General features: G+C 58.6%; 16 protein-coding genes and 2 rRNA genes. 12 read left to right on the top strand and 6 right to left on the bottom strand.

Translation table 11 applies throughout. The annotated features are described in order from the left end of the window. Window positions 1-237: 237 nt before the first annotated feature. The 6 genes from ACEN9A_RS25290 (at window position 238) to ACEN9A_RS25265 (ending at window position 8185) form a co-directional block, all read left to right on the top strand. Window positions 238-3129, top strand: a 23S ribosomal RNA gene (locus ACEN9A_RS25290). Between the two features lie 154 nt (window positions 3130-3283). Then, a 5S ribosomal RNA gene (gene rrf / locus ACEN9A_RS25285) occupies window positions 3284-3399 on the top strand. A gap of 149 nt (window positions 3400-3548) precedes the next feature. Then, entirely contained in the window at window positions 3549-4208 is a 660-nt protein-coding gene (locus ACEN9A_RS25280; RefSeq protein ID WP_258671167.1) for a paraquat-inducible protein A, read from the top strand. After that, complete coding sequence (locus ACEN9A_RS25275) at window positions 4195-4818, top strand: paraquat-inducible protein A (RefSeq protein WP_007941211.1); 624 nt, start codon at window positions 4195-4197, stop codon at window positions 4816-4818. The genes ACEN9A_RS25280 and ACEN9A_RS25275 overlap by 14 nt, the downstream gene beginning before the upstream one ends. Further along, entirely contained in the window at window positions 4811-7114 is a 2304-nt protein-coding gene (locus ACEN9A_RS25270; protein WP_028940287.1) for a PqiB family protein, read from the top strand. Before ACEN9A_RS25275 ends, ACEN9A_RS25270 begins: the two co-directional genes overlap by 8 nt. A gap of 129 nt (window positions 7115-7243) precedes the next feature. After that, entirely contained in the window at window positions 7244-8185 is a 942-nt protein-coding gene (locus ACEN9A_RS25265) for an AEC family transporter (protein ID WP_018927222.1), read from the top strand. 30 nt (window positions 8186-8215) lie between these two features. On the opposite strand, the gene ACEN9A_RS25260 is transcribed toward ACEN9A_RS25265, so the two are convergent. From ACEN9A_RS25260 to gatC, 6 genes are all read right to left on the bottom strand, one after another. Continuing rightward, window positions 8216-8596: a carboxymuconolactone decarboxylase family protein gene (locus ACEN9A_RS25260; RefSeq protein ID WP_007941215.1), complete on the bottom strand. Its 381-nt coding sequence runs from the start codon at window positions 8594-8596 to the stop codon at window positions 8216-8218. After that, a complete protein-coding gene (locus tag ACEN9A_RS25255) occupies window positions 8593-9654 on the bottom strand; it encodes a calcium/sodium antiporter (RefSeq protein WP_258671166.1) in 1062 nt (353 codons plus the stop codon). Before ACEN9A_RS25255 ends, ACEN9A_RS25260 begins: the two co-directional genes overlap by 4 nt. 50 nt (window positions 9655-9704) lie before the next feature. Beyond that, complete coding sequence (locus tag ACEN9A_RS25250) at window positions 9705-10079, bottom strand: septal ring lytic transglycosylase RlpA family protein (protein WP_007941217.1); 375 nt, start codon at window positions 10077-10079, stop codon at window positions 9705-9707. 191 nt (window positions 10080-10270) lie between these two features. Then, complete coding sequence (gene gatB / locus ACEN9A_RS25245) at window positions 10271-11716, bottom strand: Asp-tRNA(Asn)/Glu-tRNA(Gln) amidotransferase subunit GatB (RefSeq protein ID WP_019647645.1); 1446 nt, start codon at window positions 11714-11716, stop codon at window positions 10271-10273. A gap of 10 nt (window positions 11717-11726) precedes the next feature. Beyond that, entirely contained in the window at window positions 11727-13178 is a 1452-nt protein-coding gene (gatA, locus tag ACEN9A_RS25240; RefSeq protein ID WP_258671165.1) for an Asp-tRNA(Asn)/Glu-tRNA(Gln) amidotransferase subunit GatA, read from the bottom strand. A 16-nt stretch (window positions 13179-13194) separates the two neighbouring features. Beyond that, window positions 13195-13482, bottom strand: a complete 288-nt coding sequence (gene gatC / locus ACEN9A_RS25235) for an Asp-tRNA(Asn)/Glu-tRNA(Gln) amidotransferase subunit GatC (protein ID WP_007901429.1) — start codon at window positions 13480-13482, stop codon at window positions 13195-13197. Between the two features lie 210 nt (window positions 13483-13692). On the opposite strand from gatC, the gene mreB reads away from it, so the two are divergent. The 6 genes from mreB (at window position 13693) to ACEN9A_RS25205 (ending at window position 22529) form a co-directional block, all read left to right on the top strand. Further along, window positions 13693-14730, top strand: a complete 1038-nt coding sequence (mreB, locus tag ACEN9A_RS25230) for a rod shape-determining protein MreB (RefSeq protein WP_002555108.1) — start codon at window positions 13693-13695, stop codon at window positions 14728-14730. A gap of 143 nt (window positions 14731-14873) precedes the next feature. Continuing rightward, window positions 14874-16004: a rod shape-determining protein MreC gene (mreC, locus tag ACEN9A_RS25225; protein WP_081628174.1), complete on the top strand. Its 1131-nt coding sequence runs from the start codon at window positions 14874-14876 to the stop codon at window positions 16002-16004. Beyond that, entirely contained in the window at window positions 16004-16495 is a 492-nt protein-coding gene (gene mreD / locus ACEN9A_RS25220) for a rod shape-determining protein MreD (protein ID WP_019647648.1), read from the top strand. Before mreC ends, mreD begins: the two co-directional genes overlap by 1 nt. A 43-nt stretch (window positions 16496-16538) precedes the next feature. Continuing rightward, entirely contained in the window at window positions 16539-17135 is a 597-nt protein-coding gene (locus ACEN9A_RS25215) for a Maf family protein (RefSeq protein ID WP_258671164.1), read from the top strand. Between the two features lie 57 nt (window positions 17136-17192). Beyond that, window positions 17193-18650 carry a ribonuclease G gene (rng, locus tag ACEN9A_RS25210; RefSeq protein ID WP_019647649.1) on the top strand — a complete coding sequence of 486 codons (1458 nt, stop codon included), beginning with the start codon at window positions 17193-17195 and terminating at the stop codon, window positions 18648-18650. 75 nt (window positions 18651-18725) lie between these two features. After that, the gene (locus tag ACEN9A_RS25205; protein ID WP_258671163.1) at window positions 18726-22529 is read left to right on the top strand and encodes a YhdP family protein; all 3804 of its coding nucleotides are present in this window, start codon (window positions 18726-18728) and stop codon (window positions 22527-22529) included. The last annotated feature ends 1 nt before the right edge of the window (window position 22530 follow it).

The raw sequence follows: 22530 nt of genomic DNA, 5'->3' as shown, positions 1-22530 counted from the left end.
CTGTTGTTGAAAGCTTAGAAATGAGCATTCCATCGTGATGATGGTGAATGTTGATTTCTAGTCTTTGGCTAGATCGTTCTTTAAAAATTTGGGTATGTGATAGAAAGATAGACTGAACGTTACTTTCACTGGTAACGGATCAGGCTAAGGTAAAATTTGTGAGTTGCTCTTAATTGAGCGCGCGAATTTTCGGCGAATGTCGTCTTCACAGTATAACCAGATTGCTTGGGGTTATATGGTCAAGTGAAGAAGCGCATACGGTGGATGCCTTGGCAGTCAGAGGCGATGAAAGACGTGGTAGCCTGCGAAAAGCTTCGGGGAGTCGGCAAACAGACTTTGATCCGGAGATGTCTGAATGGGGGAACCCAGCCATCATAAGATGGTTATCTTGTACTGAATACATAGGTGCAAGAGGCGAACCAGGGGAACTGAAACATCTAAGTACCCTGAGGAAAAGAAATCAACCGAGATTCCCTTAGTAGTGGCGAGCGAACGGGGACTAGCCCTTAAGTGGCTTTGAGATTAGCGGAACGCTCTGGAAAGTGCGGCCATAGTGGGTGATAGCCCTGTACGCGAAAATCTCTTGGCCATGAAATCGAGTAGGACGGAGCACGAGAAACTTTGTCTGAATATGGGGGGACCATCCTCCAAGGCTAAATACTACTGACTGACCGATAGTGAACTAGTACCGTGAGGGAAAGGCGAAAAGAACCCCGGAGAGGGGAGTGAAATAGATCCTGAAACCGTATGCGTACAAGCAGTGGGAGCCCACTTTGTTGGGTGACTGCGTACCTTTTGTATAATGGGTCAGCGACTTATTTTCAGTGGCGAGCTTAACCGAATAGGGGAGGCGTAGCGAAAGCGAGTCTTAATAGGGCGTCTAGTCGCTGGGAATAGACCCGAAACCGGGCGATCTATCCATGGGCAGGTTGAAGGTTAGGTAACACTGACTGGAGGACCGAACCGACTACCGTTGAAAAGTTAGCGGATGACCTGTGGATCGGAGTGAAAGGCTAATCAAGCTCGGAGATAGCTGGTTCTCCTCGAAAGCTATTTAGGTAGCGCCTCATGTATCACTGTAGGGGGTAGAGCACTGTTTCGGCTAGGGGGTCATCCCGACTTACCAAACCGATGCAAACTCCGAATACCTACAAGTGCCGAGCATGGGAGACACACGGCGGGTGCTAACGTCCGTCGTGAAAAGGGAAACAACCCAGACCGTCAGCTAAGGTCCCAAAGTTATGGTTAAGTGGGAAACGATGTGGGAAGGCTTAGACAGCTAGGAGGTTGGCTTAGAAGCAGCCACCCTTTAAAGAAAGCGTAATAGCTCACTAGTCGAGTCGGCCTGCGCGGAAGATGTAACGGGGCTCAAACCATACACCGAAGCTACGGGTATCACTTAGGTGATGCGGTAGAGGAGCGTTCTGTAAGCCTGTGAAGGTGAGTTGAGAAGCTTGCTGGAGGTATCAGAAGTGCGAATGCTGACATGAGTAACGACAATGGGTGTGAAAAACACCCACGCCGAAAGACCAAGGTTTCCTGCGCAACGTTAATCGACGCAGGGTTAGTCGGTCCCTAAGGCGAGGCTGAAAAGCGTAGTCGATGGAAAACAGGTTAATATTCCTGTACTTCTGGTTATTGCGATGGAGGGACGGAGAAGGCTAGGCCAGCTTGGCGTTGGTTGTCCAAGTTTAAGGTGGTAGGCTGAGATCTTAGGTAAATCCGGGATCTTAAGGCCGAGAGCTGATGACGAGTGTTCTTTTAGAACACGAAGTGGTTGATGCCATGCTTCCAAGAAAAGCTTCTAAGCTTCAGGTAACCAGGAACCGTACCCCAAACCGACACAGGTGGTTGGGTAGAGAATACCAAGGCGCTTGAGAGAACTCGGGTGAAGGAACTAGGCAAAATGGCACCGTAACTTCGGGAGAAGGTGCGCCGGTGAGGGTGAAGCACTTGCTGCGTAAGCCCACGCCGGTCGAAGATACCAGGCCGCTGCGACTGTTTATTAAAAACACAGCACTCTGCAAACACGAAAGTGGACGTATAGGGTGTGACGCCTGCCCGGTGCCGGAAGGTTAATTGATGGGGTTAGCTAACGCGAAGCTCTTGATCGAAGCCCCGGTAAACGGCGGCCGTAACTATAACGGTCCTAAGGTAGCGAAATTCCTTGTCGGGTAAGTTCCGACCTGCACGAATGGCGTAACGATGGCGGCGCTGTCTCCACCCGAGACTCAGTGAAATTGAAATCGCTGTGAAGATGCAGTGTATCCGCGGCTAGACGGAAAGACCCCGTGAACCTTTACTATAGCTTTGCACTGGACTTTGAATTTGCTTGTGTAGGATAGGTGGGAGGCTTTGAAGCGTGGACGCCAGTTCGCGTGGAGCCATCCTTGAAATACCACCCTGGCAACTTTGAGGTTCTAACTCAGGTCCGTTATCCGGATCGAGGACAGTGTATGGTGGGTAGTTTGACTGGGGCGGTCTCCTCCTAAAGAGTAACGGAGGAGTACGAAGGTGCGCTCAGACCGGTCGGAAATCGGTCGTAGAGTATAAAGGCAAAAGCGCGCTTGACTGCGAGACAGACACGTCGAGCAGGTACGAAAGTAGGTCTTAGTGATCCGGTGGTTCTGTATGGAAGGGCCATCGCTCAACGGATAAAAGGTACTCCGGGGATAACAGGCTGATACCGCCCAAGAGTTCATATCGACGGCGGTGTTTGGCACCTCGATGTCGGCTCATCACATCCTGGGGCTGAAGCCGGTCCCAAGGGTATGGCTGTTCGCCATTTAAAGTGGTACGCGAGCTGGGTTTAGAACGTCGTGAGACAGTTCGGTCCCTATCTGCCGTGGACGTTTGAGATTTGAGAGGGGCTGCTCCTAGTACGAGAGGACCGGAGTGGACGAACCTCTGGTGTTCCGGTTGTCACGCCAGTGGCATTGCCGGGTAGCTATGTTCGGAATAGATAACCGCTGAAAGCATCTAAGCGGGAAACTAGCCTCAAGATGAGATCTCACTGGGACCTTGAGTCCCCTGAAGGGCCGTCGAAGACTACGACGTTGATAGGTTGGGTGTGTAAGCGCTGTGAGGCGTTGAGCTAACCAATACTAATTGCCCGTGAGGCTTGACCATATAACACCCAAGCAATTTGTGAACTCGAAAGAGGCCAGATTGCGGTGTGTGAAGACGCAATGAACCGAAAGTTCGCAACCATTCACAAAAGCCGCACAAACTATCGCATACCCAATTTGCTGAAGCGTCGAAAGACGGTTCGGTACCCGAATTTCTTGACGACCATAGAGCATTGGAACCACCTGATCCCATCCCGAACTCAGAAGTGAAACGATGCATCGCCGATGGTAGTGTGGGGTTTCCCCATGTGAGAGTAGGTCATCGTCAAGATTAAATTCCGAAACCCCTATCTGCGTATGCAGGTAGGGGTTTTGTTTTGCCCGCAGAAAAAGTCTACTTCTCTGGCAACACAAAATTGCACAGTTATTTTCGAGTCAGGGCACTAGAATAGGTCCAACTTTTTTGGAGCCAGAGCCTTTATGCCAGATCCGGTTGACACCCATGGGCTGTCAGATTTACCACTGGACGGTTTGGTGGCGTGTCATGAGTGCGACTTGCTGATGCGCAAGCCTGAACTCGCCCATGGTGAGAAGGCCATTTGTCCACGCTGCGGTTATGAGCTGTATGCCCATCGGCACAATGTCGTGCAGCGCAGTCTCGCCTTGGTCATTGCCGCACTGTTGTTGTATATCCCCGCGAACTTTTTACCCATCATGCAGCTCCATCTACTCGGGCAGTCATCGAATGACACCGTCTGGAGCGGTGTTGTCGGTTTGTTCGATACCGGTATGCAGGGCGTAGCAGCAGTCGTATTTCTCTGCAGCATGGGGATTCCGCTGCTCAAGCTGCTCTGCCAATTGGTGGTGCTGCTGAGTATCCGATTCAATATCGGACGCAGTTACGGTTTGCTGCTCTACCGCATTTATCACCATCTTCGGGATTGGGGGATGCTTGAGGTTTACCTCATGGGCGTGCTGGTCGCGATCGTCAAATTGGCCGATATGGCGGCGATTACCGTAGGTCTTGGTTTGGCGTGCTTTATCAGTTTGTTGTTGGTCCAGGTCTGGCTGGAAGTGGTGATGTCGCCGCACCAGATCTGGCAGGCATTATCAGGAGAAGATGCCCATGCGGGCGATTGATGCGGGCATTCTGATTTGTGCCGAATGCCACGAGTTGAACAAGCAGGAAGCTGGCACTGACGAGCAGGTCTGCACCCGCTGTGGTGCGTTGGTTCATGCGCGCCGACCGAACAGCCTGATGCGTACCTGGGCGCTGCTGGTCACTGCTGCGATTATTTATATCCCGGCCAATGTGCTGCCGATCATGACCGTCAGTTCCCTGGGGCAGGGCGATCCGAGCACCATCATGTCCGGCGTGATCCAACTGGTTCAGCACGGCATGATTCCCATCGCGGCTGTGGTTTTTATCGCCAGTATTCTGGTTCCTACGTTCAAACTCGTGGGCATCGGGTTGCTGCTGTTTTCGGTGCAGCGCCGCCAGCCACTTTCCGCACGCCAACGTATATGGATGTACCGCTTTATCGAGTTCATCGGCCGCTGGTCGATGCTCGATATTTTTGTGATCGCCATCCTGGTGGCGGTTGTGAATTTCGGACGGCTTGCCAGCGTCGAAGCCAATCTTGGCGCCATCGCCTTCGCCAGTGTGGTGATTCTGACGATGCTTGCCGCAGTAACTTTCGATCCCCGACTGATTTGGGATAACACGGAGTCGGACGACGACCATGACTGATTTGCCTACAGCGAAAACCCGACCGGCCTCTAACTGGTCTGCCATCTGGGTATTGCCTCTTATCGCCTTGCTCATTGGTGGTTGGCTCGCCTGGCGTGCCTATAGCGAGACAGGCATTGAGATCCATGTGCGCTTCGAAAGCGGCGAAGGTATTCAGGCCAACAAGACCGAAGTCGTTTACAAAGGTATGTCGGTCGGTAAGGTGAAAGCCCTCACACTCGATGACGAAGGCAGCGCCAAAGGCGTGATCGCCACTATCGAGATGAATAAGGACGTGGAGCAATACCTCAGAACCAGCACGCGTTTCTGGCTGGTCAAGCCGAGCGTAACCCTGGCCGGTATCACGGGCCTGGAGACGCTGGTCTCGGGTAACTATGTGGCTGTCAGCCCGGGAGAGGGCGAGCCGACCCGCAAGTTCAAGGCCCTGGCCGAAGAGCCGCCGCTGTCGGACGCCAAGCCTGGTCTGCACCTGACCATCAAGGCTGATCGTCTTGGTTCGCTGAATCGCGGCAGCCCGGTGTTCTACAAGCAGATCCAGGTCGGTCAGATCAAAAGCTATTTGCTGTCCGCGGACCAGAACACCGTTGAACTCAAAGTCTTCATCGAACCGACCTATGCCAGCCTGGTACGCAAACACACGCGTTTCTGGAATGCCAGCGGCATCAGCATCGATGCCAACCTGTCCGGTGTGAAAGTGCGTAGCGAGTCCCTCGCCAGCATCGTCGCTGGTGGTATTGCGTTTGCTACACCGGAAAACCGCAAGGACAGCCCGCCCACCGACCCGAGCCTGCCGTTCCGTCTCTATGAAGACTTCGATGCAGCCGCCGCCGGTATTCGGGTCAAGGTCAAACTCAGCGATTTCGAAGGCCTGCAGGCCGGTCGTACACCGGTGATGTACAAAGGCATTCAGGTCGGCAATCTGAAGGCGCTCAAGATTGACCCGGACCTCTCCAGTGCAACCGCCGAGCTGACGCTCGACCCATTGGCTGAGGATTACCTGGTCACCGGCACGCAGTTCTGGGTGGTCAAACCATCGATTTCGCTGGCTGGTATCACCGGTCTGGAAGCATTGGTCAAAGGTAACTACATCGCCGTGCGCCCTGGCGACAAGGGGGGCGCACCGCAGCGCGAGTTCGAAGCGCGGGCCAAGGCGCCGCCGCTGGATCTGCGTTCGCCGGGCCTGCATCTGGTGCTGTTCACCGAAAACCTAGGCTCACTGGAAGTCGGCAGTCCGATTCTCTACAAGCAGGTCAAGGTGGGTTCGGTGCAGAGCTACCAGTTCTCTCGCACTAAAAAACAGCTGGTGATCGGTGTGCACATCGAGAAGGAGTACGAGGGGCTGGTCAACGCCTCGACGCGCTTCTGGAATGCCAGCGGCATTACGCTGACAGGTGGGCTGACCGGTGGCATCCAGGTCAAAAGTGAGTCGTTGCAAAGCCTGATGGCTGGCGGCATTGCTTTCGAAACCCCAGAAGCCAAAGCGCCGTTGCGGAAGCGCATTCCACGTTTCCGTCTGTTCGCCAGTCATGAAGAGGCAAACCAGAAAGGCGCCGTGGTGACCATCAAGGTCGATCGCGCCGATGGTCTGCGCACGGGCACGCCGATCCGGTTCAAAGGCCTCGACGTCGGCAAGGTCGAAGACGTTGACCTCAGTGACGACCTGCAATCAGTGCTGCTGACCGCGCGGATCACTGAGGTGCCGGAACGTATCGCTCGGGTAGGCAGTCAGTTCTGGGTGGTCAAACCCGAATTGGGTCTGATCAAGACGTCCAACCTTGAGACACTGGTGACAGGACAGTACATCGAAGTGCAACCGGCGCCGAAGAACCTCGGTCCGCAAAAGGACTTCGTAGCCCTGACCAATCCCCCGGAAACCGCCAAGGAAGAGGCCGGTTTGAGCCTGGTATTGAGTGCTGCTCGTCGAGGTTCGCTGAAGACCGGTGTGCCCGTCACCTATCGCGAAATCACGGTGGGCAAAGTAACCGGCTATGAACTGGGCCAGACGGCGGATCGAGTGTTGGTGCACATCCTGATCGAGCCGAAATACGCGCCATTGGTACGCAGTGGCACGCGGTTCTGGAACACCAGTGGTTTTGGTTTTGACTACGGCTTGTTCAAAGGCGCAACCATACGCACCGAATCGCTGGAGACACTGATCCAGGGCGGTATCGCTTTTGCCACACCGGATGGCGACCGCATGGGTGTCCCGGCGCGGCCCGAGCAAACGTTTCCGCTGTTCGACAAGTTTGAAGATGAATGGCTGACTTGGGCGCCGAAGATTTCTATCGGTAAGTAACCCGAGGTTAATTTGGCGTTTATCAGGACGTCTTCGCGGGCAAGCCCGCGAAGACGGTCTACCAGACGCCGACGTCTCCGGTGGCTTATCATTAGCCCCCTAACGACGCCCACCCAAGGTTCCCCCGGCATGCTGGCTATTTTCCTCGAAACCCTGAACATCACTGCGCCGGTGTTTGCCATGCTGTTTCTGGGTGTGCTGCTCAAGCGCATCGACTGGATCAACGACAATTTCATCCATACTGCGTCGGCCCTGGTGTTCAATGTCACCATGCCGGCGTTGCTGTTTCTGGGTATCTTGCATGCCGACCTGCACGCTGCGTTGCAACCGGCGCTGCTGATCTATTTCTCGGTCGCGACCCTGATGTGCTTTGCAATTGCCTGGGGGTGGGCGATCTGGAAATGCCCGCGGGAAGATCGGGGCATTTACACTCAAGGCGCGTTTCGCGGCAATAACGGGGTAATCGGCCTGGCCCTGGCGGCGAGCATGTACGGCGACTATGGCATTTCCCTTGGGGCGATTCTCGCGGCGCTGGTGATCCTGTTTTACAACACGCTCTCAACCATTGTGCTGGCGGTCTACAGCCCGGTGATCAAGTCTGATCCGTGGAGCATCTGCAAAAGTGTGATGGCCAATCCGCTGGTCATCAGTGTGATTGCGGCCGCACCATTTGCCTGGTTCCAGATCGGCTTGCCGGGATGGCTGGAGAGGTCCGGTCAATATTTGGCGCAAACCACCTTGCCATTGGCATTGATCTGCATCGGAGGCACGTTGTCGCTGGCGGCAATGCGCAAAAGCGGCACGATGGCGCTCAGTTCAAGTCTGGTGAAGATGATCGGCCTGCCGGTGCTGGCGACACTCGGCGCCTGGCTCTGGGGCTTTCGTGGGGCGGAGTTGGGGATTCTGTTTCTGTACTTCGGTAGCCCGACCGCCGCGGCCAGTTTCGTCATGGCCCGGCAGGCCAATGGCAATCATGAACTGGCGGCGGCGATCATCGTGATTACTACACTGATGGCGGCGGTCACCACCAACATCGGGATCTTTTTGTTGCAGTGGGGTGGGTGGATCTAACCTCGGGACTTGCGGCGTTCTTCAGGTCGCCTACTCCGGCTTCTGATAGGTGTCGATCACTTCCTGCGCCGCCCGAAATGCATCGATCGCCGCCGGCACACCGGCATACACCGCGCAATGCAGTAGCGCTTCGCGAATCTCTTCCACCGTGCAACCGTTGTTCAACGCACCGCGAACATGGCCTTTCAATTCTTGCGGGCACTTCAGCGCGGTCAGCGCAGCGAGAGTGATCAGGCTGCGGGTTTTCAGCGGCAAACCTTCGCGGTTCCACACGCCGCCCCAAGCATGCTCATTGACGAAGTCCTGCAGCGGCTGGGTGAATTCGGTGGCGTTGCCCAGGGCGCGGTCGACGAACGCGTCGCCCATCACTTGGCGGCGGATTTCAACCCCAGGCTTCTTATCAGTGCTCATGGTAATTCCTTCTTGTGGTGTTGGCGACGCCAGGCGCGAAGCGAGGTGAACAGTAAAAACGCCACCAGCGCCGGCAGAACGAAAAACAGCATCAGGTGTTCAAGCTTGCCGGCCAGCGGCATGCCCGTGGTGAACGACACCACGTGCAGCCCATAGGCCAGGTACAAGCCCAAAAACAGCAGGCCTTCGGCGCGGGTCACCCGGTAGCCGGAATAGAACACCGGCAGGCACAGCACCGCGACTCCGAGCATCACCGGCAAATCGAAATCCAGCGCGTTGGGCGAGACCGACAGCGGTGACGGCGCGATCAACGCGGTCAGCCCAAGTACGCCCAAGAGGTTGAACAGGTTGCTGCCGATCACGTTGCCCACCGCGATGTCTCGTTGGCCACGCAACGCGGCGATCAACGAAGTGGCCAGTTCCGGCAGGGACGTGCTGACGGCGACGATGGTCAGGCCGATGATCCGCTCCGACAACCCCAGGTCGGTCGCGACCGCCACAGCGGCGCCGAGCAGCAAGTGCCCGGCGAACACCAGCATTGCCAACCCGGCGACAATTATCAGCAGACTGCTGAACCACGGTGCCTGCGGCGCTTCATGAGCCCCCGATGGCGGACGGGACGAGTGCCGTGACTGACGCAGTAGCAAGCCCAGATACAGCGCCAGCGCTGTCAGCAGGATCACGCCGTCGACCCGAGTCAGTTCTTCATTCCACGCCAGTACGGACACCAGCAGGCTGGCGCCGATCATCAGTGGAATATCCAGGCGCACCAATTGCCGCGAAACCCGTAGCGGAATAATCAGTGCGGAGAGCCCGAGGGTGACGAGGATGTTGAAGATGCTGCTGCCGATCACGCTGCCGACGGCGATGTCGGCGTTTTGCGCCAGGGTGGCTTGCAGGCTGACCGCCATCTGCGGCGCGCTGCTGCCGAGGGCCACGATGGTCAGGCCGATGATCAGTGGCCGCACATGCAGGCGCGCGGCCAGGCGTACGGCGGCGCGCACCATCAGTTCGGCGCCGGCGATCAGTAAAAACAGACCGCAGAGCAATTCAATCACGCTGATCAGGGGTAAATCGGCCAGTCCGAAAATAGTCAGCGCTCCATCTATCAGTCGTCGAGGGCTTGCACGCGAACCTTCGCGGTGCCACTGCGCAGCATGCCCAACTGTTCGGCCGCTTCACGGGACACGTCGATCAGGCGTCCACGGGAATATGGCCCGCGGTCGTTGATACGCACCACGCAGGATCTGTCGTTATTCAGGTTGGTAATCTTCACTCGGGTGCCGAACGGCAACTGGCGATGGGCGGCGGTCAGGCCATGCTGGTTGAAACGCTCACCGCTGGCGGTGCGTTTGCCATGATGCTTGGCGCCGTAATACGAAGCCGTACCGGTCTTGTCGTAGCCGTGTGGATCGATGGTATCCGTACTGGCACAACCGGCCAGCAGGGAGAGCAGGGCGCAGGCGCTTAGCAGACGTTTCATTTGGAGGGCTCCCAAAATAAATGTGGCGAGGGAACTTGCTCCCGCTCGACCGCGAAGCAGTCGCAAAATCGGCTGATGCATTCTCGCTGAAAGAGTGCGGTTGCCGATTTGGGCCTGCTTCGCAGACCAGCGGGAGCAAGCTCCCTCGCCACAAGGAATGGAGCCAATATTGAGAGCTGGCTCCATTCTCATCAGCCTTCGAGCTTGCTTTTAAGCAGTTCGTTGACCTGTTGCGGGTTGGCCTTGCCTTTGGAGGCTTTCATGGCCTGGCCGACGAAGAAGCCGAACATCTTGCCGCGTTTGGCTTCGTCTGCCGCGCGGTACTGTTCGACCTGTTCAGCATTGGCCGCGAGCATCTCGTCCAGTACCGCCGAGATTGCGCCGGTGTCGGTCACTTGCTTGAGGCCGCGCTTGTCGATGATTTCGTCCGCGCTGCCTTCGCCGTTGGCCATGGCTTCAAACACCACTTTGGCAATCTTGCCGGAGATGGTGTTGTCCTTGATGCGCAGCAGCATGCCGCCCAGTTGCTCGGCCGAAACCGGCGACTGGTCGATGTCCAGGCCTTGCTTGTTCAGCAGGCTGCCCAGTTCAACCATGACCCAGTTGGCTGCCAGTTTGGCGTCGCCACTGATGCTCACGACTTTCTCGAAGTAATCGGCTTGCTCACGGCTGGTAGCCAGGACGCTGGCGTCATACACCGACAGCCCGAACTGCGCCTGGAAGCGCTCGCGTTTCTGCGGTGGCAGCTCTGGCAGGGTGGCGCGTACGTCATTGAGGAACGAGTCCTCGATGACCACCGGCAGCAGGTCCGGGTCGGGGAAGTAACGGTAGTCGTTGGCTTCCTCTTTGCTGCGCATCGGACGGGTTTCGTCCTTGTTCGGATCGTACAGGCGAGTCTGCTGGATCACTTTGCCGCCGTCTTCGATCAGCTCGATCTGGCGCTGTACTTCGCTGTTGATCGCCTTCTCGATGAAACGGAACGAGTTAACGTTCTTGATCTCGCAGCGAGTACCGAACTCGGCCTGGCCTTTCGGACGGATCGACACGTTGCAGTCGCAACGCAGCGAGCCTTCGGCCATGTTGCCGTCGCAGATGCCCAGGTAGCGTACCAGCGCGTGGATCGCCTTGACGTAAGCCACGGCTTCCTTGGCGCTGCGCATGTCCGGCTCGGAAACGATTTCCAGCAGCGGCGTGCCGGCACGGTTCAGGTCGATGCCGGTGGCGCCGCTGAATTCTTCGTGCAGGCTTTTACCGGCGTCTTCTTCCAGGTGCGCGCGAGTGATGCCGACGCGTTTGACCGTGCCGTCTTCGAGGGCGATGTCCAGGTGGCCCTTGCCGACGATCGGCAATTCCATCTGGCTGATCTGGTAGCCCTTGGGCAGGTCCGGGTAGAAGTAGTTTTTGCGGGCGAACACGTTGTGCTGACCGATCTCGGCATCGATGGCCAGGCCGAACATCACCGCCATGCGCACCGCTTCCTGGTTCAGCACCGGCAATACGCCGGGCATGCCGAGGTCAACCAGGCTGGCCTGGGTGTTCGGCTCGGAACCGAAGGTGGTGGAACTACCGGAAAAGATTTTCGACCGGGTGGTGAGCTGGGTATGAATCTCCAGCCCGATCACGACTTCCCATTGCATGTGTTTCTCCTCAGAAGCCGGTTGGGGTGCGGGTGTGCCAGTCAGTGTTTTGCTGATACTGATGGGCAACGTTCAACAGGCGACCTTCCTGGAAATACGGGGCGAGCAGTTGCACGCCGACCGGCAGGCCATCGACAAAACCTGCAGGCATGGACAAGCCCGGCAGACCGGCGAGGTTGGCGGTGATGGTGTAGACGTCTTCCAGATACGCGGCGACCGGGTCGTTGTTCTTGGCGCCGAGCTTCCAGGCCGGGTTCGGCGTGGTTGGGCCGAGGATGATGTCGACCTCATTGAAGGCAGCCATGAAGTCGTTCTTGATCAAGCGACGGATCTTCTGCGCCTTCAGGTAGTAGGCGTCGTAGTAACCGGCCGACAACGCATAGGCACCGACCATGATCCGGCGCTGCACTTCCGGGCCGAAACCTTCGCCACGGGAACGCTTGTACAGGTCTTCCAGGTTTTTCGGGTCCTCGCAGCGATAGCCGAAACGTACGCCGTCGAAACGCGACAGGTTGGAGGACGCTTCCGCCGGGGCGATCACGTAGTACGCAGGAATCGCGTGCTGCATGTTCGGCAGGCTGATTTCCTTGATCACGGCGCCGAGTTTTTTCAGCTCTTCAACGCTGGCCATGATCAGGTCGGCGATGCGCGGGTCCAGGCCTGCGCTGAAGTATTCCTTCGGCACGCCGATGCGCAGGCCTTGCAGCGAACCGTTGAGGCCGGCGCTGTAATCAGGCACGGGCTCGTCGATGCTGGTGGAGTCCTGCGGGTCGAAGCCGGCCATGCCTTGCAGCAGGATCGCGCAGTCTTCGGCGGTACGGGCCAGCGGGCCGCCCTGATCGAGGCTGGATGCGTAGGCGATCATGCCCCAGCGCGAAACACGACCGTACGTCGGTTTCAGGCCGGTTAGGTTGGTCAGCGCAGCGGGCTGACGAATGGAGCCGCCGGTGTCGGTGCCCGTTGCCGCCGGCAACAGACGAGCGGCCACCGCCGCCGCCGAACCGCCGGACGAACCGCCCGGAACATATTCCAGGTTCCACGGGTTTTTCACCGCGCCGTAGTAGCTCGACTCGTTGGCCGACCCCATGGCGAATTCGTCCATGTTGGTCTTGCCCAGAGTCACGGCCCCGGCAGTGGCCAGTTTGGCGACCACGGTGGCGTCGTACGGCGCCTTGAAGTTGTCGAGCATCTTCGAGCCGCAGCTGGTGCGGATGCCCTGGGTGCAGAACAGGTCTTTGTGGGCGATCGGCGCGCCGAGCAGGGCGCCGCTCTCACCGTTGGCCCGACGTGCGTCAGCGGCTTTCGCCTGCTGCAGTGCCAGGTCTTCGGTGAGGCTGATGAAACTGTTGAGCTGCGGGTCGAGCTGGGCGATGCGCGCCAGCAGGACTTTGGTCAGCTCTTCGGAGGAAAACTTTTTATCGGCGAGTCCGCGGGCGATCTCGGCCAGAGTCAATTGATGCATTGCAGGCTCTTTCCCTTTAGTCGATGACTTTCGGAACCAGGTACAGGCCGTTTTCGACCGCTGGTGCGATGGACTGATAGGCCTCGCGATGATTGGTCTCGGTCACGACGTCTGCACGCAGGCGCTGGCTGGCTTCCAGTGGGTGGGCCAGCGGCTCGATACCGTCGGTATTGACCGCTTGCATTTCGTCGACCAGCCCGAGAATGCTGTTCAGGGCCGAAGTGATGTGTGGAAGATCGGCATCATTGAGGCCAAGGCAGGCCAAATGAGCGATTTTTTCCACGTCGGAGCGTTCAAGCGCCATGGGATTCTCCAGTGGAAAACAAAACGGACCGCGTCCGTGTGTTAGATTGTCGGAACACTACCGCATATCTACGGTCTCAAGGCCGCGATTGTGGTGCTTGGTGCACAGAAAAGCAGCCAATTTAACATATTGGCGCCTTGCCCAAAATCCCTGTCGTTGTTAGAGTTTGCCGCACTTTTTTACCCACGCGTTGCCTAGGGTCCCTTTCCCATGTTCAAGAAACTGCGTGGCATGTTTTCCAGCGATCTTTCCATTGACCTGGGCACTGCCAACACCCTTATTTACGTGCGCGAGCGCGGTATCGTCCTGAATGAGCCATCGGTTGTGGCTATTCGGACACACGGTAACCAGAAAAGTGTCGTTGCTGTCGGCACCGAGGCCAAGCGCATGCTCGGTCGTACGCCGGGCAATATTGCAGCCATTCGTCCGATGAAGGACGGCGTGATCGCCGACTTCAGCGTTTGCGAAAAAATGCTGCAGTACTTTATCAACAAGGTTCACGAGAACAGCTTTTTGCAGCCTAGCCCTCGTGTGCTGATCTGCGTTCCATGCAAATCCACCCAGGTTGAGCGTCGTGCCATCCGTGAGTCGGCCCTCGGTGCCGGCGCCCGTGAAGTGTTCCTGATCGAAGAGCCAATGGCTGCTGCGATCGGTGCCGGCCTGCCGGTTGAAGAAGCTCGCGGCTCGATGGTTGTCGATATCGGTGGCGGTACCACTGAAATCGCGCTGATCTCCCTCAACGGTGTGGTCTATGCCGAATCCGTACGGGTTGGCGGCGACCGCTTCGACGAAGCGATCATCACCTACGTGCGTCGCAACTACGGCAGCCTGATCGGCGAATCCACCGCCGAGCGCATCAAACAGGAAATCGGTACGGCCTACCCGGGCGGCGAAGTTCGTGAAGTCGACGTTCGTGGCCGTAACCTGGCCGAAGGCGTTCCACGCGCATTCACCCTGAACTCCAACGAAGTGCTGGAAGCTCTGCAAGAGTCGCTGGCCACCATCGTTCAAGCAGTGAAAAGTGCGCTGGAGCAATCGCCTCCGGAACTGGCTTCCGATATCGCCGAGCGTGGTCTGGTACTGACCGGTGGTGGCGCTTTGCTGCGCGACCTCGACAAGTTGCTGGCCCAGGAAACCGGTCTGCCGGTGATCGTCGCCGAAGACCCGCTGACCTGCGTTGCTCGCGGCGGTGGCCGTGCATTGGAAATGATGGATAAACACACCATGGACCTGCTGTCGAGCGAGTGATCTCGCCCGATGCATCTATGCTGGTGAGCCCGCAGGCAGCACTTTGCAGTGCTGCCTGTTGGCGTTTATCTTCTGTCAGTCTGCATCCAGGCCGGTTTGATGCCGTATGAATAAAGAGAACATTTGCCTGGGAGGAGCGGCTTATTAAACCGCTTTTCACCAAAGGCCCCTCACTGGGCGTGCGCTTGTTGGTGCTGGTCGTGCTATCGGTCGCGCTGATGGTGGTCGATGCCCGCTTCACACTGCTCAAGCCAGTGCGTAGCCAAATGTCGCTGGTGCTGATGCAGTCTTACTGGATCACCGACCTGCCGCAGCGGCTATGGCAAGGTGTGGCCAGCCAATTCGGCAGCCGGACCGAGCTGGTCGCCGAAAACGAAAAACTCAAAACCGAAAACCTGCTGTTGCAGGGGCGCATGCAAAAGCTTGCCGCCCTCACCGAGCAGAACGTTCGGCTGCGCGAGTTGCTCAACTCTTCCGCACTGGTCAACGAGAAGGTCGAAGTGGCCGAGTTGATCGGCATGGACCCCAACCCCTTCACCCATCGCATCATCATCAATAAAGGTGAGCGCGACGGTGTGATCCTCGGTCAGCCGGTGCTCGATGCCCGTGGCCTGATGGGGCAGGTGGTCGAGCTGATGCCGTACACCTCGCGCGTACTGTTGCTGACCGACACCACCCACAGCATTCCGGTGCAGGTGAACCGTAACGGTCTGCGGGCGATTGCCAGCGGCACCGGCAACCCGGAGCGCCTTGAGCTGCGTCATGTGGCCGATACCGCCGATATTAAAGAAGGCGATCTGCTGGTCAGCTCCGGCCTCGGTCAGCGTTTCCCGGCGGGTTACCCGGTGGCGACGGTCAAGGAAGTGATCCACGATTCCGGTCAACCGTTTGCCATCGTGCGTGCGGTGCCGACTGCCGCGCTGAACCGCAGCCGTTACTTGCTGTTGGTGTTCAGTGATGGTCGCACAGCCGAGGAGCGCGCCAACGAAGCCGCCCAGGCTCAAGAGGCTCTGGACCGGCAGGGTGGCGGGCCGATCATTCCTGCAACCGTACCGAAACCGGCCGCGTCGATGATACCGGCTGCCGCTGCAACTCCGGCTACTCCGGCGGCTGCACCTGCTGCCGCGACCCCGGTCAAACCTGCCGCGTCCCATCCTGCTGCCGCCAAGCCACCCGCGACGACACCGACGGCCGCCAAACCCAAACCCGCTGCCGTGAAGCCTGCTGCCAAACCGCCTGTCGCCGCGCCGGCCACCACTGGGGGAACAGAATAATGGGCGGTGCAACTTCCTCCCGAAACGGCTGGATGGTCTGGCTGACGTTCGCCATCGGCCTGTTGCTCAGCGTTTCACCGCTGCCGCAATTCATGGAAATCCTGCGTCCTTTGTGGCTTGCCTTGCTGTTGGCCTTCTGGGCGTTGGCCCTGCCGCATAAAGTCGGCATGGTCACCGCCTGGTGCCTGGGGTTGGCCGAAGACGTGCTGTATGGCACGTTGCTGGGCCAGAACGCGTTGATCCTCACGCTCATTACGTTCCTGGTGCTGTCGCTGCAACAGCGCCTGCGCATGTTCCCGATGTGGCAACAGAGCCTGGTGATCCTGGTGATCTTCGGCCTCGCCCAACTGGTTCAGTTGTGGCTGAGCGCCCTGACCGGTAATCGTCAGCCGACCCTGGCGCTGGTGTTGCCGGCACTGGTCAGTGCGTTGCTCTGGCCTTGGATCAGCTTCGGTTTGCGCGGTTTGCGTCGACGCTACAAAATCAATTAATTCGGTCAGGCATGTGCCCGCACCTCGACAGGGAGATGTCTTGATGAAACAGCTGTACCTCGCCTCAGGCTCGCCGCGTCGGCGTGAACTGCTCACGCAGATCGGCGTGCCGTTCACCGCCATCAGCGCGGACATCGACGAAACCCCTTTCCCTGAAGAATCCCCATCGGCCTATGTCGAGCGTTTGGCGCGCGGCAAGGCCGAGGTCGGGCGCGGAGCGATCGTGTCCGACGTGGATTTCTGCGTGCTGGGCGCCGACACTGCCGTGGTGCTGGACGGGAAAATTCTCGGCAAACCGGTGGATGAAGCCGAAGCATGCGCCATGCTTATGCTGTTGTCCGGGTGTGAGCATGAAGTGCTGACGGCGATTGCGGTGCACGATGGTGAACGTTGCGAGTCTCTGGTGGTGCGCAGTCTGGTGCGTTTTCGCACCATCGGCCGCGACGAAGCGGCGACCTACTGGGCCAGCGGCGAACCCCGGGACAAGGCGGGCGGCTACGGGATTCAAGGGCTGGGCGCGGTGTTCGTCGCCGGGCTCAATGGCAGCTACTCGGCGGTGGTCGGTTTGCCGCTGTGCGAAACCGCAGAACTACTCGGCCATTTCGGCATACCCTGTTGGCAAACCCTTAACGCGCACTGAGCGTCGTACTGACAAGATGCGGCCATTATCGTGAACATGCCTGAACGAGACCCTGCCATGAGTGAAGAGATCCTGATCAACATCACGCCGATGGAATCACGCGTGGCGGTGGTCGAAAACGGTGTTCTGCAAGAGGTCCATGTCGAACGCACGCAAAAGCGCGGGATCGTCGGCAACATCTACAAAGGCAAGGTCGTGCGGGTATTGCCGGGCATGCAGGCCGCCTTCGTCGACATCGGGCTGGACCGCGCCGCATTCATTCACGCCTCGGAAATTTCCCTGCGCGAAGGCCCGGCGGTGGAGAGCATCAGCTCGCTGGTTCACGAAGGCCAAAGCCTGGTGGTGCAAGTCACCAAGGACCCGATCGGCTCCAAAGGCGCACGCCTGACCACGCAACTGTCGATCCCGTCGCGCTATCTGGTGTACATGCCGCGCACTGCCCACGTCGGTATTTCCCTGAAGATCGAAGACGAAGCCGAGCGCGAACGCCTCAAGCAAGTGGTCACCGACTGCGTGGAGAAAGAAGGTATCAAGGAGGCCGGCGGTTTCATTCTGCGTACCGCTGCCGAAGGGGCCGGGGCCGATGAAATCCTCATGGACATCCGCTACCTGCGCAGGCTTTGGGACCAGATCAATGCCCAGATCAAAACCATCAACGCGCCGAGCGTGATCTACGAAGACCTCGGCCTGGCGTTGCGCACCTTGCGCGATCTGGTGAGCCCGAAGATCGAAAAGATCCGCATCGACTCCCGGGAAACCTTCCAGAAAACCACGCAGTTCGTCGCCGAACTGATGCCGGAAATCGCCGACCGTCTGGAGCATTATCCGGGCGAACGGCCGATTTTCGACTTGTATGGCGTCGAAGACGAAATCCAGAAAGCCCTGGAGCGCAAGGTGCCGCTCAAATCCGGTGGCTATCTGGTGGTCGACCCGGCGGAAGCCATGAGCACTATCGACGTCAACACCGGAGCCTTCGTCGGTCATCGCAATCTCGAAGAAACCATCTTCAAGACCAACCTCGAAGCCGCCACCGCCATTGCCCGTCAACTGCGTCTGCGCAACCTGGGCGGGATCATCATCATCGACTTCATCGACATGGAAGATGAAGAGCATCAGCGTCAGGTGCTGCGCACCCTCGAGAAGCAACTGGAGCGCGATCACGCCAAGACCAACATCATCGGCATCACCGAGTTGGGCCTGGTGCAGATGACCCGCAAGCGCACCCGCGAAAGTCTCGAGCAAGTGCTGTGCGAACCGTGCAGCAGCTGCCAGGGGCGCGGCAAGCTCAAGACTCCGGAAACCGTGTGCTACGAGATTTTCCGCGAAATCCTGCGTGAGGCCCGTGCCTATCAGGCCGAAGGTTATCGCGTGCTGGCGAACCAGAAAGTGGTCGACCGCTTGCTCGATGAAGAGTCGGGCAACGTCGCCGAGCTCGAAGGGTTTATCGGGCGCACCATTCGGTTTCAGGTAGAAACCATGTATTCCCAGGAACAATACGACGTGGTGCTGCTCTGAAGCGTTGTATTTCAATACCACTAGAACGGCTGGCCTCAGCTTTTTGCAGTATTTTTGCCATGGGAGCCAACTGACATGGACGGTCTGACACGCATTTTGGCCGCATTGACCCGCTGGGGTCTGGGCCTGTGCGCGTTGGTTTTGGTGTTGATGGCGCTGTTCGTCAGTCTCGGCCGGGAGCTGACACCGCTGGTGGCCGAATACCGTGCCGACGTCGAAGCCAAAGCCAGCGCCGCCGTGGGCATGCCACTGCACATCGGCGAACTGGAGGGCAACTGGAGTGGCCTCGCCCCGGTTCTGCTGGCCCATGACGTGATGGTCGGCGAGGGTTCCAATGCCTTGCGCCTGGACCAGGTGCGCGCGGTGCCGGATATCTGGGCCAGCCTGCTGGCGCGCGAAATACGCATCGCACATCTCGAACTCAACGGCCTGAAGATCAGCCTCAAGGAAGGCGAGGACGGTCATTGGGCGCTGGAAGGGTTGCCGGTGCGGCAGGATCAGCCGCTGGACCCGGAGCAGTTGTTCAATCGTATGCAGATGGTCCAGCAATTGTCGGTGCTCGACAGCCAGGTGACCTTGCAGCCACTGGATCAGCCGCCACTGACTCTGACCTACGTTGGCCTCAATCTGAGAACCGGTGTCTCGCGTCAGCGCATCGACGCCCGTTTGACCCTGCCCGACGGCCAGCCGGTTGCGATGAGCCTGCGCACCCGTATCCGCGCCAGCCAGTGGCAGGACGGCGAGGTTGAGGCTTACTTGAGCCTGCCACAAAGCGATTGGTCGAAATGGTTGCCCGAGCGCCTGACCCAACAATGGAATTTCTCCGAGATAAAGGCCGGTGGCGAGCTTTGGGTGAACTGGAGCGAGGGCGCCCTGCAAAGCGCCGCGATCCGTTTGAACGCACCGCAACTCAAGGGCGCCTACGCCGAGCGCAAGCCGATCCAGATCAACAATCTGGCGCTTAACGGGTATTTCCAGCGCAGCTCCACAGGCGTCCAGGTCACCCTGGATTCTCTGGCGATGAGCCTGGACGAAACCCGCTGGGAATCGAAACTGCAATTTCAACAAACGGCGGCGACCGACACAACGCCAGAGCTCTTGCATCTGCAAGCCGACCGCATCGACCTCACGCCGCTCACCCCGTTGCTGAACGCGTTGGGGCCGCTTCCGGAAGGTGTCGCTACGGCCGTCGAGCGGCTCAAGGTCACCGGGGTATTGCGCAACGTGCTGATTGACTTGCGCCCCGCGGCGACCGATGACAGCAAATTCAGCTTTGCCGCCAATCTTGAGCGGGTCGGCTTCGACGCCTATCACGGCGCACCGGCGGCGCGAAACGTCAGCGGCAGCATCAGCGGCAATCTCGGGCAGGGCGAGTTGCGCATGGACAGCAAGGATTTTTCCCTGCACCTGGACCCGATTTTCGCCAAGCCATGGCAGTACATTCAAGCCAATGCGCGGTTGACCTGGAAGCTCGATAAAGAAGGTTTCACCCTGATCGCGCCGTACCTGAAGGTGCTGGGCGAAGAGGGCAAGATTGCCGGCGACTTCCTGATTCGCCTGCATTTCGATCACACCCAGGAAGACTACATGGACCTGCGGGTCGGCCTGGTCGACGGCGACGGTCGCTACACCGCCAAGTACCTGCCGGTCGTGTTGAGCCCGGCGCTGGACGAATGGCTGCGTACGGCGATTCTCAAAGGCGCGGTGGATGAAGGTTTCTTCCAGTACCAGGGATCGCTGAACCACGGCGCCCCGGAAACAGCTCGCAGCATCAGCCTGTTTTTCAAGGTTCACGATGCCGAGCTGGCGTTTCAGCCGGGCTGGCCGCATGTCAGCAAGGTCAGCGGCGATGTGTTCATCGAAGACAGCGGCGTGCGGATTCTCGCGAGCAAGGGGCAATTGCTCGACACCCAGGTCAGCGACGTCTACGTCAATATTCCTCATGTGCCTGCCGGACAGAGCCCTCACCTGTTCCTCGATGGCGGGTTCGCCGGTGGGTTGGGCGATGGCCTGAAGATTCTGCAGGAAGCACCGATCGGCACCGCCGACACCTTCGCCGGCTGGGAGGGCGAGGGCGATCTGCAAGGCAAGGTCAACCTGGATATCCCGCTGGTCAAAGGTGAGCAACCGAAAATCCTCGTCGACTTCAAGACCGACAAGGCCCGTTTGAAACTTCGCGAGCCCACCCTGGAACTGACACAACTCAAGGGCGACTTCCGCTTCGACAGCGCCAAGGGTTTGAGCGGGCAAAAAATCACCGCGCGAGCGTTCGACAAGCCCGTGACTGCGCAGATTTTTGCCGATGGCAGTGCGGGCAAGCTCAACACTCGGGTCACCGCAGCGGGTCAGGTCGAGGTCAAGAAGCTCAGCGAATGGCTGAATGTCACTCAGCCGTTGCCGGTGTCCGGTGTGGTCCCTTATCAGCTGCAACTGAACCTTGATGGCGCCGACAGCCAATTGATAGTCAGCTCCAATCTCAAAGGCGTGGCGGTGGATTTGCCGGCGCCGTTCGGCATGGCGGCCGATGTCGGCCGCGACACCGTGTTCCGCATGACCCTGCAAGGACCGGAGCGGCGTTACTGGGTCAACTATGGTGAGCTGGCGAACTTCACGTTTGCGGCACCGACCGGCAATTTCGTCGACGGTCGCGGTGAGTTGTTTCTCGGCGGTGGTGATGCTGTGCTGCCCGGCAACAAAGGCCTGCGCGTGCGCGGTGTACTGTCCGAGCTGGATGTGTCTCCCTGGCAGGATCTTGTCAGCAAGTATGCTGGCCAGGATCCAGGCGGCAGCGCCAAGCAATTGCTCAGCGGCGCGGATTTCAAGGTTGGCAAGCTCAGCGGTTTCGGCACCACCCTTGATCAGGCGTCGGTGCAGTTGACGCGCAAGCCGGCCGCCTGGGCGCTGCAACTCGACAGTCAGCAGGCCAAGGGCACCGTCGGTATTCCCGATGCCAAAGCCACACCGATTGCGATCAATCTGCAATACGTACGTTTGCCGGCCCCAGACCCGACGGTGCTGGCCGACGAGAATTCGCCGGATCCGCTGGCCACCGTGGACCCGACGAAAATCCCGGCGCTGGATATCACCATCAATCAACTGTTCCAGGGGCAGGACCTGGTGGGTGCCTGGCTATTGAAAGTTCGCCCGACCGGTAAGGGCGTTGCCCTCAACTCCCTGGATATGGGCCTCAAGGGCATCTTCCTGCAGGGCAACGGCGGTTGGGAAGGCACACCTGGCAATTCCAGCAGTTGGTACAAGGGCCGGGTCAGTGGCAAGAACCTCGCCGACGTGCTCAAGGGCTGGGGCTTTGCGCCGAGCGTCACCAGCGAAGAGTTTCACATGGATGTCGACGGTCGCTGGCCTGGCTCACCGGCGTGGCTGGCCACCAAGCGCTTCTCCGGCAGCCTTGATGCGTCGCTCAATAAAGGTCAGTTTGTTGAAGTCGAGGGCAGCGCCCAGGCTCTACGGGTATTTGGCCTGCTCAACTTCAACTCCATTGGCCGCCGCTTGCGCCTGGACTTTTCCGACCTGTTCGGCAAAGGCTTGAGCTATGACCGGGTCAAAGGGCTGTTGGTCGCGAGCAACGGGGTCTACGTGACCCGTGAGCCGATCCTGCTGACCGGCCCGTCGAGCAACCTGGAGCTTAACGGCACCCTGGACCTGGTGGCTGATCAGGTCGATGCCAAGTTGCTGGTGACCTTGCCGGTGACCAACAATCTGCCGATTGCCGCGCTGATCGTCGGTGCGCCAGCCGTAGGTGGGGCGCTGTTCCTGATCGATAAGCTGATCGGTGACCGCGTGGCGCGCTTTGCCAGCGTCAGATACACGGTCAAAGGTCCGTGGAAAGAGCCGAAAATCACCTTCGACAAGCCTTTTTGAA

Source organism: Pseudomonas sp. Pseusp18, assembly GCF_059506005.1.
This window is presented reverse-complemented; position numbering and strand designations above follow the sequence as displayed.